The organism is Bacteroides sp. NSJ-39 (assembly GCF_014287315.1).
GTDB classification, from domain to species: domain Bacteria; phylum Bacteroidota; class Bacteroidia; order Bacteroidales; family Bacteroidaceae; genus Bacteroides; species Bacteroides finegoldii.
Window position 1 is genome coordinate 158,183 of sequence record NZ_JACOOB010000009.1, and the last position, 16,078, is coordinate 174,260.

At 43.8% G+C, this 16,078-nt stretch carries 11 protein-coding genes and 1 pseudogene; 6 read left to right on the top strand and 6 right to left on the bottom strand.

The window, feature by feature from the left end; genetic code table 11:
- Positions 1–59: 59 nt before the first annotated feature.
- The 6 genes from H8S63_RS12365 (at position 60) to H8S63_RS12390 (ending at position 6,396) form a co-directional block, all read left to right on the top strand.
- Positions 60–236 (top strand): DUF4250 domain-containing protein, encoded by a 177-nt coding sequence (locus H8S63_RS12365; RefSeq protein ID WP_007756029.1) that lies wholly within the window; start codon positions 60–62, stop codon positions 234–236.
- Between the two features lie 208 nt (positions 237–444).
- Positions 445–984, top strand: a complete 540-nt coding sequence (locus tag H8S63_RS12370) for an RNA polymerase sigma factor (protein WP_032839826.1) — start codon at positions 445–447, stop codon at positions 982–984.
- Between the two features lie 4 nt (positions 985–988).
- Entirely contained in the window at positions 989–1,342 is a 354-nt protein-coding gene (locus tag H8S63_RS12375; protein WP_007758808.1) for a hypothetical protein, read from the top strand.
- 33 nt (positions 1,343–1,375) lie between these two features.
- A complete protein-coding gene (locus tag H8S63_RS12380) occupies positions 1,376–1,942 on the top strand; it encodes a hypothetical protein (protein WP_007756023.1) in 567 nt (188 codons plus the stop codon).
- Between the two features lie 47 nt (positions 1,943–1,989).
- Entirely contained in the window at positions 1,990–4,737 is a 2,748-nt protein-coding gene (locus H8S63_RS12385; protein ID WP_186926942.1) for a TonB-dependent receptor, read from the top strand.
- Positions 4,738–4,824: 87 nt separating this feature from the next.
- Complete coding sequence (locus H8S63_RS12390) at positions 4,825–6,396, top strand: ClC family H(+)/Cl(-) exchange transporter (protein WP_186926943.1); 1,572 nt, start codon at positions 4,825–4,827, stop codon at positions 6,394–6,396.
- Positions 6,397–6,401: 5 nt separating this feature from the next.
- Here the strand turns inward: H8S63_RS12390 and nfo are convergent, their stop codons facing one another.
- The 6 genes and pseudogenes from nfo to H8S63_RS12420 form a co-directional block, all read right to left on the bottom strand.
- Positions 6,402–7,235 (bottom strand): deoxyribonuclease IV, encoded by an 834-nt coding sequence (gene nfo / locus H8S63_RS12395; protein ID WP_022275190.1) that lies wholly within the window; start codon positions 7,233–7,235, stop codon positions 6,402–6,404.
- 678 nt (positions 7,236–7,913) lie between these two features.
- Positions 7,914–10,532, bottom strand: coding sequence for a DUF4962 domain-containing protein (locus tag H8S63_RS12400; RefSeq protein WP_186926944.1), 2,619 nt, complete (start codon positions 10,530–10,532; stop codon positions 7,914–7,916).
- A 7-nt stretch (positions 10,533–10,539) separates the two neighbouring features.
- Positions 10,540–11,802: pseudogene (locus tag H8S63_RS12405) on the bottom strand (sugar MFS transporter); the annotation flags it as partial.
- 42 nt (positions 11,803–11,844) lie between these two features.
- A complete protein-coding gene (locus H8S63_RS12410; RefSeq protein ID WP_055278185.1) occupies positions 11,845–12,804 on the bottom strand; it encodes an ROK family protein in 960 nt (319 codons plus the stop codon).
- Positions 12,805–12,822: 18 nt separating this feature from the next.
- Positions 12,823–14,451, bottom strand: coding sequence for a hypothetical protein (locus H8S63_RS12415; RefSeq protein ID WP_007756004.1), 1,629 nt, complete (start codon positions 14,449–14,451; stop codon positions 12,823–12,825).
- 16 nt (positions 14,452–14,467) lie between these two features.
- Positions 14,468–16,075 (bottom strand): sulfatase, encoded by a 1,608-nt coding sequence (locus H8S63_RS12420; RefSeq protein ID WP_186926945.1) that lies wholly within the window; start codon positions 16,073–16,075, stop codon positions 14,468–14,470.
- Between the last annotated feature and the right edge of the window lie 3 nt (positions 16,076–16,078).

Sequence of the window (16,078 nt, forward strand, 5' to 3'; positions counted from 1 at the left end):
GTTTTGCCGTTCAATGAGATTACTGTAACTTTGCGTCCGGTTTAAAAAGATTGTATATTATGGAGTTACCTAAAGATCCGATGATGCTGTTTAGCGTTATCAATATGAAATTGCGGGATTGCTATTCTTCGCTTGATGAACTTTGTGAAGATATGGATGTAGATAAGGAAGAGCTGGTAGGTCAATTAAAAGCCGCAGGTTTTGAATATAGTGCAGAACACAATAAATTCTGGTAACAGTCTTTTCTTTAATTTACAGATTAACAATCTATCCGGATATCCGAAACGTCTTCATGCTCTTGGTAGAGCTTATGGAGACGTTTTTTTATCATATTATTATTCTCTTTCATATCCTTCACTCGTTAATAAAAGCAAAAAGCAGGATTCTGTATTTAACTTCCACACTTTTATGCGTTCTAATAGACAAAGTTCAGAAAAAGAATCGATGATAAATGAGAATAAAATCAGAGAAACTTGTGCCTCGAATCGCGGACGGGGATTCAAGATGTTGATGGACGTTTTTCAGGAACCGATATACAATTATATTCGTAGACTGGTTGTATCCCATGAAGATGCAGAGGACGTACTTCAAGAAGTGTTTATCCGCGTGTTCCGGCACTTAGACCAGTTCCGTAGTGAAAGTTCTTTGAGTACGTGGATTTATCAGATCGCGACAAATGAAAGTCTGCGTTTGCTGAATGACCGTAAAGAAGAAAGAAACGTTGCCTCCGAAGAGATTCAAGAGGAATTAATAAACAAGCTGCAAGCTTCTGATTACATTGATTACGAGAATGAGTTGGCTGTAAAATTTCAGGAAGCTATTTTGAGTTTACCGGAGAAACAACGTCTTGTGTTCAACTTGCGTTATTACGATGAACTCGAATACGAAGAAATAGCACGAATCTTGGATAGTAAAGTGGAAACACTTAAAGTAAACTACCATTATGCTAAAGAGAAAATAAAGGAATACATATTAAACAGATAGAAGAATGAAAAAGGATTTTGATTTTGACGATATTGGAAAACGTACCCCTTACCGTACTCCTGATGGCTTTTTCGAAGATATGCAACGGAGAGTGATGGAGCGTGCGGGAGTAAAGCAACGGCGGAAGTCACATTTGAAACTGATTGTTTCTGCAGTTGTTACGATGGCGGCAATATTAGCCGGATTCTTATTCGTTCCGTCCTTGCGTCAGATAAATGACGTTAAGTCGCCTTCTTCGATATTGGCTGTCGATAGAAGTAATGGCACGGACGCGGTAGATAAGTGGATTAAAGAATTGTCGGATGAGGAGTTGGAAGAGCTCGTCAGCTTCTCTGAAAACGATATATTTTTAAATTAAGTAACTCAATCAATTGTTTAAAACGTAAAGATTATGAAGATGAAATTTATTTATGTACTTTTGGGTGCTCTCCTGTTGGGGAGTCAGATGAGCCTTTCTGCTCAAAACAATGATAACAGAGAAAAGAAACAGCGTCCTACGCAGGAACAAATGGTGCAGATGCAGACCAATCAGATGGTTAAAACGTTGATGTTGGATGATGCAACAGCAGCTAAGTTTACTCCTGTCTACGAGAAATATCTGAACGAATTGCGTGAATGTCGCATGATGAACCGTAAGCCCAGAGCGGAAAAAGCACAAGGTGCGGAAGCAAATGCTAAAAGAGAAGGTCAACGGCCGTCTATGACTGATGCGGAGATAGCGGCGATGTTGAAGAACCAATTTGCTCAGAGTCGCAAAATGTTGGATATTCGTGAAAAGTATTATAACGAGTTCAGCAAGATACTTTCTCAGAAGCAGATTATGAAGATCTATCAACAGGAGAAAAGCAATGCGAATAAATTCAAAAAAGAATTTGACCGTAGAAAAAAAGGACGTAAACCGGGACAAGGACACCATGAGGGACAGAAGCCTCGTGCTCCGCGTCAAGGTGAAAAATAAAGATTAGGTTCATTATTAGAGTTTTATTTTACTAAATCGGCACAAAATTGAATATAGGCAGCCATATTTGTTTTTTTCAGCGGCGTTTGATTAGTTGTTATGTCTTCTTGCTGATTATCAGTTTGGCTGCTTATGCGCAGTCCGGTGGAAAGCGTTTCTCCGGACGTGTCGTTGATTCGGAAACCTATCAGCCGGTACCGTTTGCTACGGTCCGGCTTTTGGCTTTATCGGATAGCTCCCTGTTGGTAGGAGGGGCAACCGATGCGGAAGGTAGATTCCGATTGACCGTTGCCGCTCCCAAAAATAAGTCTTTGTTGCTTCATGTCTCTTTTATCGGATACACTGCGGTTTATCGGGAAGTATCGCCTGTAGCGGGCGGTCATAAAAATAATCTGGGCGATATACCTTTAGCTCCGGAAGTAATTGCTTTGGATGAAACCGTTGTGGTAGGACAAGCGCCTATGGCGGTAACCGAAGAAGATACAACCGTCTTTAATGCGTCTGCTTTTCGTACTCCCGAAGGTTCGATGTTGGAAGATTTAGTGAAGCAACTTCCCGGTGGAGAGATAGATGCGGACGGAAAATTGTTGATTCATGGAAAAGAAGTGAAGAAGATTCTGGTAGATGGAAAGGAGTTCTTTTCCGACGATCCGAAAGCGGCATTAAAGAACCTCCCGGTGGAAATGGTGGAAAAGCTGAAAGCGTATGAACGTAAGTCTGATTTGGCACGTCTTACGGGGATTGATGACGGAGAGGAAGAAATGATTCTCGATCTGTCTGTGAAAAAGAATATGAAACTCGGCTGGATGGAGAATTTTATGGGTGGATATGGAAGCAAAGACCGTTATGAACTGGCCAATACATTGAACCGTTTTCGAGACAACTCCCAATTGACTATTATCGGAAACCTGAATAATACGAATAATCAGGGATTCTCTGAGATGCAAAAAGAATCAGCAGTCTCCAGCGGTAACCTGCGTACACAAAAAGGACTGACTACTTCCCGTTCTTTAGGTATTAACGCTACATACGATTGGCAACGCGTTAAATTTCGTTCGAATATTCAGTATGTAGGTACGGACAGGCTGGAAGATAGCCGTACGACAGTCGATAACTTTCTCCGTCAAGATAAGTCGATAACGCAAAGTACGGGGCGCAACCGCCTGAAAAATAACAATCTGATCGCAAATGCGTTTTTGGAATGGAAGATGGATTCTGTTACAACCTTAATCTTTCGGCCCCAATACCGTACTGCCGCGAATGACAGACGTAACGGTAGTTTCCAGCAAGGGTGGGGGAATGATGTTTTGCTTAATGAGAAAGAGTCATCCGGAACCAATCATAATTCTTCGTACAATGTAACGATGATGATGCAACTCAGCCGTAAACTGAGTCGGATGGGGAGAAATATAGCCTTGAAAGTGGATTATGGAAGTAATGCCTCTTCAACGGACAGAAAGAATCTTTCTACCACGCATTATTTTAAGAACAATACGGAAAAAGTTCAGAATCAAAAGATAGAAGACGAAATAGACGGCTATAATTATCGGGTGCAACTAGTCTATGTAGAGCCGTTACCTTGGTTGCATTTTCTTCAGTTCCGTTACAGTTATCAGTATCGGGCGAATAATTCCGATCATTTCGTTTACAATTGGGATAAGGATCTGGACGAATTTACTCCCGATTATGATGAAGAGGCAAGCAACTGTTTCGAAAATCAGTATAGCAATCACTTGTTTAATGTTGCGGTTCGCACTTCCCGAAAGAAATATAACTATAATATAGGTGCCGACTTTGAACCTCAGAAGTCTGTGAGCCATTCCGTATTGAAAGATGATCCGGAAAATCAATTGGAAAGATCTGTTTTTAATTTCTCTCCTACCGTCAATTTCCGTTATAAGTTCTCCAAGCGCACCCGTTTGCAAATAGTATATCGGGGAAAGAGTCGCCAACCCAATATACGTGATCTGCAGCCTGTGACAGATCGTACCAATCCTTTGAACATCCGGGTGGGTAATCCTTCTTTGAAACCTTCTTATATAAATACATTTACGTTGAATTTCAATTCCTACAATATGAAACGTCAACGGAATATGGTTGCCACCGCTTTGGTTGAAAACACGATTAATAGCGTAACCAATCAAGTGACGTATGATAGCGAAACGGGGGTACGGACTACGACTCCACTCAATCTGAACGGGAATTGGCGGGCTTTGGGCTCTTTCTCCCTCAACACTCCTTTTAGAAACCGAAGCTGGATATTCCGCACCTACTCGTATCTGCAATACCGGAATCAGAACGGGTATACCACTATCAATAAAGAAGCTCCCGTGAAAAGTACTGTGAAACATCTTACCGCCCGTCAACGTCTGCAATTAACGTATCGGACAAAGCAGATGGAGATCAGCGCACGTGCCGAGTTGCTTTATAATAATTCGCATAACAATGTGAAAGAGACGCGTACGGAAACGTATGATTATCGTTTCGGGACGGAAGTACAATATTATCTCCCTTGGGGAATGGAATTGTATACCGATCTTACCTATTTCCAACGTTCCGGCTATGGCTACGAAGGTTATGCTCGAGAGAATCTGATGTGGAATTGTCAGTTGTCGAAAGCCTTCTTGAAGCGGAAACAATTGTTGCTCCGTTTCAAGATATATGATATGCTCCGTCAGGATGTTTCAATGATACGTACCATTACCGCTACCGCTATCCGTGATACGGATTACAATACGTTGGGTTCTTATTTTATGGTACACGCTATTCTACGCTTGAATCTGATGGGACGCTAATTGGAAATTAAATCTTCATTTGTCTGAAACCACTACCCTGTTTTGGTTGTTGTATGTCATGCGTATAAAACGGTGAAGAGTGGTAGTATGTTTAGATTGATGGAAAAAATAAAAGATGACGGCCGTTGGCGAATTTTCAAACTGAAATTGATTGATGCGCGGCTTTACTTCGTCAGTATCTTTGTTGGATTGCTGACGGGGCTTATTGCTGTCCCTTATCATTATTTGCTTCAATATTTCTTCAATCTGCGTTACGACTTTTTCAACTCTCACCCCAAATGGTATTGGTATATCCCCCTTTTTCTATTGATGTGGGGCATTCTGGTATTTGTTTCCTGGCTGGTCAAGAAAATGCCTTTGATAACAGGGGGAGGTATTCCGCAGACACGAGGTGTCATTAACGGGAGGGTGGAATATAAACATCCTCTGATTGAATTGGTCTCTAAATTTGCGGGTGGAATACTTGCATTGAGTACGGGACTTTCTTTAGGGCGTGAAGGACCTTCCGTCCAGATCGGCTCCTATGTAGGCTGTTTGGTTTCCAAATGGGGCAGAGTGCTTGCCGGTGAGCGGAAACAATTGCTGTCTGCGGGGGCGGGTGCCGGGTTGGCGGCTGCTTTCGCTGCGCCGTTGGCTTCATCGCTGTTGGTTATTGAGTCCATAGAGCGGTTTGACGCTCCGAAAACCGCTATTACAACTCTTTTGGCGGGGGTAGTAGCCGGTGGGGTTGCCAGTTGGATTTTTCCGATTAATCCTTATTTCCAGATAGATGCGATAGTGCCGGGCATGACGTTTTGGTCGCAAGTGAAACTGTTTCTTTTGCTGGCTGCTGTTATTTCTGTTTTCGGAAAACTGTTCTCTATAACTACTCTTCAGGTGAAACGTATTTATCCTGCCATTAAGCACCCGGAATACGTGAAAATGCTGTATCTGCTTTTCATTGCTTTCATGATTTCTATGGCTGAAGTCAATCTGACTGGGGGAGGGGAACAGTTCTTGCTTTCGCAGGCTATGCATCCGGATATGCATATTCTCTGGATTGTAGGTATGATGTTATTACACTTGGTCTTTAGTATTTTTTCCTTTTCTTCGGGATTGCCGGGAGGAAGTTTCATTCCTACATTAGTGACAGGCGGACTGCTTGGGCAAATTATAGCCTTGATTATGGTTCAACAGGGAGTCATTGCCTATGAGAATATTAGTTATATCATGTTGATTTGTATGTCTGCTTTTCTGGTGGCAGTCGTCCGTACTCCTTTGACTGCTATCGTCTTGATAACGGAGATAACAGGACATCTGGAAGTATTCTATCCATCGATTGTTGTAGGAGGATTGACTTATTATTTCACGGAAATGCTCCAGATAAAACCCCTTAATGTGACTTTATATGAAGATATGATTCATTCGCCCGCATTTAAGGAGGAAACACGCTATACTTTGTCTGTTGAGGTGATGAGCGGTTCTTATTTAGACGGGAAAATTGTAGATGAACTTCGTCTGCCGGAACGTTGCATTATCATTAATGTCCATCGGGATAAGAAAGATTTTGAGCCTAAGGGACAAACGTTAATGCCGGGTGACCAGGTTCAGATAGAAATGGATTCACAAGATATCGAGAAACTATATGAACCTTTGGTCAGCATGGCAAATATTTATTGACCGGATTATTCAATGCTTCTGAGCCATGAAATTTCTTCTGCCCATTTGCTTTCATCCGGAGTTTCGAGTATGAGTGGGATATTATCGAATCTGGGATCTTTCATCAGTCTTTCAAAGAAAGCCTTTCCTATCAGGCCTTCGCCTATACTGTCGTGGCGGTCTACGTGGCTGCCCAATGCTTTCTTGGAATCATTCAGGTGCATTCCACGGAGATAACCGAAACCTACTTCCTTGTCAAATTCATCAAAGACCTTATCGTACTCGTTGACAAGATCGTAACCGGCCGTATAAGTATGGCAGGTGTCCAGACAAATACCTACCCGGCTTTTGTCGTCCACCCGGTCAATGATATATTTTAGTTGCCAGAATTCGCTTCCCAAGTTACTGCCTTGTCCGGCTGTATTTTCGATAACGGCCGTCACGCCTTTTGTCTTTTCTAATGCCAGATTGATACTTTCTGCGATAAGGGATAAACATTCTTCGATTGATATCTTATTGAGAGAACTTCCAGGATGAAAATTCAATAACTTCAGGCCAAGCTGTTCGCAGCGTTGCATCTCGTCCAGAAAAGCGGCACGGCTTTTGGCAAGTCCTTCTTCTTCCGGATGTCCCAAATTGATGAGATAGCTGTCGTGAGGCAAGATGTATTCCGGTTGGAAACCATATTTATTACAATTCTCTTTGAAGAGAGCGATACTTTCTTCCGTCAATGGTTTGCTTACCCATTGGCGTTGATTCTTGGTGAACAAAGCAAACGCGTTTGCTCCTATTTCATGTGCATTGACAGGGGCAAGCTCTACCCCGCCGGATGCACTTACATGTGCTCCTATTTTTTTCATTGTTATATCTATAATTGTATGAGATGATTATGTTGGCTATGATTGCAAAGGTAATGAATATATTTAATATAGGAATATATTTAATAAAGTTTGAAACTGCTCCCGTTGTGCGTAGCTTTGAATGCTTTTTATTGTAGTAAAACTTGTGTTCTCTTATATCCTAACTTCCTTATGATTATATCTAAACTTCCGTTTTGCGGCAATGAAACTATAAACGAAGATTGCGTTTATAAAAACAAAGGCTTCATTTATATAAACGCAACCTTCGTTTTTATAATCAAAGGCTTCGTTTATAGATTGCGACTAGTCAAACCGAGATTTAGTTACTGATGAAGAGAAGTTTGGCTATAGGGAAGAAGAAGTTGTCTATTAGTAAAACATGGCTGAGTATGCGCCCTGTTTATACGGAACGCTATTCGGATGAGATGTAAGTAAGCGTCTCTGCGATTCTATGTAAGCGTTTCCGAGATTCTATGATAGGTGAAAGACTGATGAGGGGAAGACCCTTCACCCGCAAACGACGATGAACAGGACGTTATGGCGAAAAGGTGAAGTGCTTTGAAATTTTAAATCCATATATGTTAGTTCGTTGGTTTTCGTGAATTGTATTGGGTTGTCATCGTGGAGAATACAGAGAGTGTCCTCGAACACCCTCTTGTATCTTTTAATTAGTTCTTTTTATATTTCAAAGTCTGGCAAATAATCCGTCAGTACTTTACTGATCTGTTTGCCTTTTACCTGATCGGTTAGGATTGTTGCACCTTCCTTTTTACCTGCATCATAGTTCAAAGAAACCTTTTCAGATTTGTTGGTAACAGTGATAGCAGCTTTTCCTTTCTCGGTCAGATTGCAGTTGATAATCCAATCTCCGACTTGAACGGTATTACCGTTACGGACTACTTTCATATCCGGGCGATTATTTCCATGAGTATCCATAACCGTTAAGAAACGGGCAACCTTGCATGGAACGGTTGTAGAAGAGAAATGCCAGTGATTAGGATATTTCAGAGCTTTCCCTTGCGCGTTCGTTACATTTTTCCAGTTTGTCGGAGCACAGAAGAAAGTATCTGCAATAGCCTGTTCTGTCTTAGCCGAACTGAAAAGGTGAGCTACAGAAACTCCGCCTGCCTTATTCTTGCCCGTAACTTGCACGTCGTTCGGAAGTTCTTTCATTTCCATAGGAAGTTCTACCGTATGCAAAAGATAACTCCATGTTACAGCCTCTTTACCCTCCAGTTCGTCATAAATCACATATACGCCACTATTGCCTAATTGGATGATATGACGGCGGAACATATCCAGTTTGTTCTCATCCCATCCTTTTTCTGGAGTATATTGAGTACCCGATAGCTCACCGCGTTTCAGCCAAATGGGAGCAGTGACTTTTCCGTACGCATTGGACGCATCACCCACCATATAGGAAATCTTTTCCCCTTCATACCAACGTGGAATCCAGCCGTATCCTTCCGTACCTATCTTCTGCGTCATGCCATTGACCAGAATACTATTGTGCGCACGTGTATTGCGGTAGGCGTACATGCAATGATCATCCGTAAAACCGGTACGATGACCGCTACTGTAGAAAATAGCCTTCCCACCATAGAACGTGTTGAAAGCATTCTGATTAGCCAGTGCATGAGAAGTGGAACCGTAAGGACTCGAACGGAATGAAAGCATGGCATTCTTACCTATATCTCCCAGTGAAGTATGCATCGTTGCTATTCCCGTTTCGTTGAATACTTTTGTCATAGGGAGCTCAGCCAATGAACGTTCCTCTTTCGGTAATGATTTTTTAGTAGTACAGCGGTACCAAGTCAAGTCGCCGGATTTACCTAAGAATGTTTTCTTCATGATGTCCGGTTCTTTTTCCAATATCGTGCGTGCATAAGCTGCCGCCCACGGATTATTACATTCACGTGCCAGTGCATCTGCGTAGCCCACACGCGTGCCGTTCGGCTTCATCTTTGTCTCATGAGAATTCCCCTGTCCGGCAGATTTGGAGAATGGCGGTTGCTGATAGATGACATAAAGTGCATTGTTGTTATACCACGGGTCGGCAAAGAAATCGAATCCACTGATACGAGAGTAGAAAGCAGGCACTTCGATTAACGTGCGGAGATTGACATGGAAATAAGAATCGCCATTATGCCATCCCCCGTCCGTATTAAGTCCCGGCAGACGAGATACCCATTCATTGTAACAATAATCCACCCAGGTGGAAGCCATCGGAAGTTCGCCGTACGTTGCGAAAGCCGCCATATTCAGAATACGGAAAGTCATTTGCCAGACATGATTGTCGGCAATACGGTTTTCCAGATGATTGACATACTCATGATAGAACTTCTTGCCATTATCGCGGATCGTTCTCAAGAGCAGTTTTTTTTCTTCCGGTTTCATCAGGTTATACCATGCATCGTATGCCGAAGTACTCATCGACAGAATCGTGGAACGGTTGAAATCTCCTGCAAAATACTTGCTGTTTTTCCATGAGAGAATTTCAGAAAGGCGTTTGATACCTTCCTTATAATACACCTCATCTTTAGTCAGCAGATAAGCGCGTACCATTGCTTCAATGTTCGCTTCTTCACGGTCTACAATCTTCCGGCTTTCCCGAATCAGTGCAGAACGGTATTGCACGATGTTCGTCAGTTTCACAACCTGTGTCGTATCAATTTCCTCTTCCAAATGTTTCAGCGGGTGATTCAAACATTTATTGGCCTTTGTGATATACGCCTGTGCTTCCGGGTTGTTCTTATTCCGTTCGATGATGTTATCCCAGTCGTTCGCATCGAGCAGAATGCGGGGATGAGTCTTTGGAAATTTAGCCAATACTTCTTGTAGTGAAGGCGGGTTGAAAGTACGCGTCTGCTCGTCTACATAGAAATGGTAAACAGGCGACCATTCCTCCTTACCGTCTTTGTCAACGTATGCGTGCTGCCAATACCATTTTCCTTTCCCGAACAATTTGAAAGGATTGAAGAATGCCCATTTCCTTTCAGCGGTGATAACTTCCGACTTAAACTCCGGATCACGTGCGATGCGGATACGATAAGTTACTTCCGGTTTGAAATCCTCTTCTTCCACACCGTCGAGTACGGCGCCGAGATGCGGATACTTATCCGGCCACATGAAGCGTGGCGGATTAACTGCAATATGCTGTCCGTCCAGTGGCGAAGGAGTTTCGCGTACCTCATGCATCAATGTCTGTTGGCTAAGGCGCATAATACCTTTCTGGGCATATCCGTTTGCGGATAACAGGATGGAAAACAAAAGGAGAATATAGCTTCGTTGTTTCATAATCATGCTTTTTTAACAGTTTTTTCAGTTTCACTGTCTTATTGTTAATCAACGGGCGAGCCCAAAAGCCGATGAACGTGATGTATCCTACAAAGACCAGGATAAACAACATACCTGTTCTCAGCGACGTAGCATCGGCTATCGTGCTGACAATCATCGGACCGCCTGCTCCGCCTACGATTGCGGAACATAAAATACCGGCAAAGGAGCCATGATGTTGTGAGGCGGAATTCAAGGCCAGAGAGAACACGATGGAGTACATCATTGAAATGCTGAATCCTACGGCAGGGAAAGCAATCAAAGCAATTCCCTTGCTTCCGAATAAAGCGGAAAGCAACAACACAATCGTCAATACTCCCGAAATCTGTAACAATCGTTTGCTGTCAATCAACTTCAGCAGCAACATTCCGACCAGACAACCGGTCGTCATCAATCCCCAAAAATAACTAACGGCTTGCGCGCCATCTGTTTGAGGGTTGACTCCATGATACTGTTCGAGGAATGTACTCATAAAGATAGAAGTGCCCTGCTCTGTGCTGACATAACAGAAGATTCCCAGAAAGAACAGCCATACATACTTTTGTTTGAATAAAGCCAGATAGGAATCCTTTGATCCGCTTTTCTCGTCTTCTTTCAATTCAATTTTCGGGAAACGGGAGAGACTGACGGCAATCAACATGACCAACAGAATTAAGGCGAATATCCAATAAAGCGATACCCAAGGCATTTCCCGCGGGGTGACGTCTGCCAATAAATCAATGAAGAATCCTTTTCCGGCTGTGTACGTTGCCGGATCAAGTTCACGAATCAGATAAGTATACACTAAAGGACTCAGGAAAGAAGCGATTCCAAACATAAATTGCGCCAGTTCGGCAACGAACGCATAGTTCTCTTCCCCTCCCACAGTACGTTGAAGCGGATTCAGTACCGTTTGCAGCATAGCCATCCCCAAGCCGATGATGAAGGAAGAAGCCAGCAACATCGGATAGGTATGCATACAAGCAAACAGAATCGTTCCGATAAACGGCATTAGGAATCCGCCGAACAATACCGGCTTTTCACCGAAACGGTCGATCAGTAACCCGGCGGGAATGGACATGATGGCATAAGCCAGAAAGAAAGAGGTCGGGATAAAACCCGCCATTGCCAGGTCACTTAAATTGAAGTTGTGAATGATGTCCGGAATAAGTGGTCCCAGAATATTAGTGATAAACGAGATTGTGAACCAAAACGCCATTATCAGCGCCAGCATTCCTATATTTCTTTTCATAATTTTGAATAAGTTGAAAGTTGACAATTGGAAGTCGAGAGTTTATTCAACTTTTAACTTTCCATTAAAGAAGAGGGAAGCGGCCCCGATACTTCCTGCCTTATTGCCTAATGCGGCAGCCATGATTTCCGTATTCACGGCACAGTCGGAGATAGCATAACGGTGTGCTTTTTCACTTACCTTCCGGATATAAAAATCACCGGCTTCGGAAAGGCCTCCGCCGATCACAATCTTCTGAGGGCTGAACGTATTGATGAATCCGGCAATACCGTGTCCCAGAAAATCGCAATGTTCTTCCAGTGATTCGGTAGCAATCTTATCGCCTTGTTTGTAAAGACGCACAATCAATTCACCGTTGATTTCTTCGCCCGGGTAGGAGATACCGGCTTCTGCTATTCGTTTACTGAAACGTCGTACGAGAGCGGAAGTAGAAGCATAGTGCTCCAGACAGCCGACAGAACCACAAGCGCAGGGCTCTCCATTGGCTATTAAGGGTACGTGCCCTAATTCCGTTCCCCGATTGGCAAAACCGTTGAATAATTTACCGTCGATAACAACTGCACCGCCGATACCGGTTCCTACCGTTAAGAAAACAACATGAGTCGCTCCTTTACCTGCCCCGTACATAGTTTCACCTAGTCCCATCAGGTTAGCATCATTCCCCAATAAAACCGGAATGCCGGTTTCTGCTTCAATGCGGTCTGCCAAACATAGGTTTTCCCATCCCTTGATGTTCTCCGCACCTCCCAGAACGATCCGGTTCGTACAATCTACGATACCCGGTGTTCCGATTCCTATACCGTTAATCTTATAATCCTGTTCTTTTGCAAAAGCCTTCACTTCATTGATGGCGGCAACCAACTGTCCGATGACCGCTTCTGCCGATACATCGGCTTTCGACGGCAACTTCCCTTGAAAATGAAATACGCCTTCATTATCAATAAGGGCGTATTTCACTGAAGTTCCGCCAAGGTCAATTCCTATAGCGTATTCTTTTTCCATATCATTTTAATACTTGATTTACACTCTTTCTGCCCAGATCGGTGAACTCCACGCCCATTGTCCGTCGCGTTGACGGGCGCGTACATAGTAATAATCCGTATCACGTTGAGGCTCTTTATCCTCCATGTAATGTTCTACCGTGAAGCAACTTTCCGGCATAGCGCGGTTGAAGAGGATCGCTTCGCTCAACCAGCCGATCATAAAGTGTGAACGTGAACCTTCAAGCAGTTCACCTAATGTATGTTCAAACTTCTTGCCATTGAATTCTGCGATAATCTTACCGTCTTTCGGCATTTCCACATCAAGTATTACAGCCTGCATAGCCGCTGTGGTAGTATTCGGATTCTTGCTGCTGTACATATCCAGTTCGGTTTCCTTGTCGTTCACGGAAACGATGCGGTTGACGTGTGTGTGGAATTCTGTTTCACCTTCTTGCGGAGAAGTGAAGGCCGCACCACGGAAGCAAGGAGTTACACCGTGCAATTTTCCTTTATCCAAAGACAGTTTACCCTGCCAGTGTACATATTGTTCTTCGCGGTTCCAACCGAAATCCATCTTCACTTTGCAACGTACCGTGTCACCTTCCGGAGCAACCGGAGTCAACGGACCGTTCATGCGGGCCAGAATCTGACCGTTCTTTATAATATCTACATAGTCGATACAGCTTTCACCGGTTACATTCACATAGATGCGACGGCTGTTTCCGCGAACTACATCTCCCATAAAGGCGTCATTCAACCGGAAATCGATCAGAATCTTATCACCTGTTGCGGCGCATACGTGGCGGGTACGGAGTGCGTCCCAGATTGCATCACGGGTTAACGATGGAGCAAGCACTCCGATGCGTCCGTCTCCGTAACTTCCCGGATAACCGGAATGCTGGTCGGTAGAAGCCATGATACCGAACTTATTGCCTAACTCAAGACCGTATTGAATGGTTCCTTCCCATTGGCGGGGTCCCATATCATGCAGATACGGATAATCTCCCTGATCACTTTCCGCCAGACCGTGACGGGAATACATCTCTACGAACGGAGTCTGATCTCCTTCGGTGAAACATTTCCAGTTGTAGCCACGATAACCACCTTGATAACCCATGTGGTGCGGAGTGATAAATACTTTATGTCCTTTGGCTTTTTGTTTCCAGTCCTCAATGGAAGTACATTCAACAAGCGGTGCATCCAGGTCATAGTTCAGTGCGACATGGTCACCATGTTCCATGCTGTGAGCTTCGTAGCCGATAAAAGCGAGGAATTCACCTTCTTTATTGTATTCGTTTGTCATGGCTACATATTTCTCGTAACCACCTTCACGCAAACGTTTGAAAGCACCTGTATGATAATCGATTACCCATTTCAGACGAGGATCGTCCGCTCCGGGAATATCCGGCCACATGGCATGGGGAGTGACGCTGACAAAATCCAATTGTCCTTTTGCTGCTTCAAAAGCGTCGCGCATATCGCCGTGTCCGTATGTGATGTTACAGTGGTTATGTAAGTCTCCCCAATACATTTTGAGGTCGCTTGCCGATGGCATGATTTTCTTTGCATCTTTGCTGCCCGGTGCACAAGCACCCAATAAGCTACCCGAAGCTGCCAATCCGAGGAAAGACCAGCCTGTGTTTTTTAAGAACTTTCTTCTATCCATGGTTTTAGTAATTAGTTTATCTGTTTTTCATTAGTCGGCGATCCCCTTTGAAAAGAACTTTCTCTTTCTCATCAGGATCGGTGTCTTTGTACAGTTTTTGAGTCTCCTCAAGAAGTTGCATCAGTTCCTTTTGTTTTTCTGCATATTCCGGTTTGCCGAAAACATTATTCATTTCTCTGGGGTCGGCTTTCATGTCGTACATTTCCCATTCATCAATGTCGTTGTAGAAATGAATCAGTTTGAAATCTTGGGTACGGATACCGTAATGGCGTTTTACAGAGTGCTCGGCAGGGTATTCATAATAATGATAATAAGCTGCTTTTCGCCAGTCGGCAGGAGTTTTGCCTTCGTTCACCAATATCGGTTTCAGCGAGGCACCTTGAATATCCGATGGTATTTCCACTCCGGCAAAGTCGAGGAAAGTAGGGGCAAAGTCAACATTCATGCTGATCGCATTGCTTACGCTTCCTGCTTTGATTGCCTTCGGATAACGGATGATAAGCGGCATACGCTGGCATTCTTCATACATGAAGCGTTTGTCGAACCAGCCATGTTCACCGAGGAAGAAACCTTGATCGGAGGTATAGACAATAATTGTATTGTCCAGCTCACCAATCTTTTCGAGATAATTCATCAGGCGACCGATGTTTTCGTCTACTGCCAATGTGGTAGCCAGATAATCGCGCATATACTGTTGGTATTTCCAACTGATCAACTCTTTGCCTTTCAAGTCGCCCTTACGATATTCTGCGATACGTTGTGCATACACAGAATCCCATTTGTCCTGTACTTCGGCAGGCATACGTTTGTACACACTGTAAAGACGGTTGGTAGTATCTTTCAGCATTTCTTCACGAGTCAGCAGTTTGAGATCCCAATCGTCAGTCAAAGTGTGTTCGATAGACATATCCTGTTCACGAGCCGCTCTTCCACGTCCTTCGTAGTCGTCGAACAAGTTGGCAGGTTCGGGAAAGGTAGTATTGTTGAAGATACCCAGATAGCGGGGAGCAGGCATCCAGTTGCGGTGCGGTGCTTTCTGATGATACATCATGCAGAACGGTTTGCTCTTGTCGCGGCCTTCGAGGAATTTGATGGCTTTATCTGTGATAATGTCTGTTGCATATCCTTTTTCAACGATATGTTTACCGTCTTCCCAGAAGTCAGGATCGTAATAGTCGCCTTGTTCATGCTGACCGCTAAGGATGCTCCAATGGTCGAAACCTTGCGGCTCACTGATAAGGTGCCACTTGCCGATCATGGCAGTCTGATATCCGGCTTGTTGAAGAAGCTTTGGAAATGTCTGCTGGTCACCGTTGAAAGTGCTGGCATTATCGGTAAAGCCGTTCTCGTGACTGAACTTACCGGTCAGGATACAAGCACGTGAAGGACCGGAGAGAGCGTTGACAGCATAACAATTATCGAAACGGATACCTTCGTTGGCAATCCGGTCCATGTTAGGAGTCTGGATCAGATTTCCTCCATAGCATGACATTGCCTGAGTGGTATGGTCATCCGTCATCATGAAAATGATGTTCGGCTGTTTAGCTTCTTCCTTCTTTTGACCACCGCATGAAGCAAGGCTTAATGCAGCCAACGGGAGGAATAGGGTAGAGGAGTTTTTCATCAA

Excerpts from the sequence above, each read along its gene's own strand:
- H8S63_RS12365 (WP_007756029.1), top strand. The coding sequence starts at position 60 with ATGGAGTTACCTAAAGATCCGATGATGCTGTTTAGCGTTATCAATATG.
- H8S63_RS12370 (WP_032839826.1), top strand. The coding sequence starts at position 445 with ATGATAAATGAGAATAAAATCAGAGAAACTTGTGCCTCGAATCGCGGA.
- H8S63_RS12375 (WP_007758808.1), top strand. The coding sequence starts at position 989 with ATGAAAAAGGATTTTGATTTTGACGATATTGGAAAACGTACCCCTTAC.
- H8S63_RS12380 (WP_007756023.1), top strand. The coding sequence starts at position 1,376 with ATGAAGATGAAATTTATTTATGTACTTTTGGGTGCTCTCCTGTTGGGG.
- H8S63_RS12390 (WP_186926943.1), top strand. The coding sequence starts at position 4,825 with ATGTTTAGATTGATGGAAAAAATAAAAGATGACGGCCGTTGGCGAATT.
- nfo (WP_022275190.1), bottom strand. The coding sequence starts at position 7,235 with ATGAAAAAAATAGGAGCACATGTAAGTGCATCCGGCGGGGTAGAGCTT.
- H8S63_RS12400 (WP_186926944.1), bottom strand. The coding sequence starts at position 10,532 with ATGAAACAACGAAGCTATATTCTCCTTTTGTTTTCCATCCTGTTATCC.
- H8S63_RS12410 (WP_055278185.1), bottom strand. The coding sequence starts at position 12,804 with ATGGAAAAAGAATACGCTATAGGAATTGACCTTGGCGGAACTTCAGTG.
- H8S63_RS12415 (WP_007756004.1), bottom strand. The coding sequence starts at position 14,451 with ATGGATAGAAGAAAGTTCTTAAAAAACACAGGCTGGTCTTTCCTCGGA.
- H8S63_RS12420 (WP_186926945.1), bottom strand. The coding sequence starts at position 16,075 with ATGAAAAACTCCTCTACCCTATTCCTCCCGTTGGCTGCATTAAGCCTT.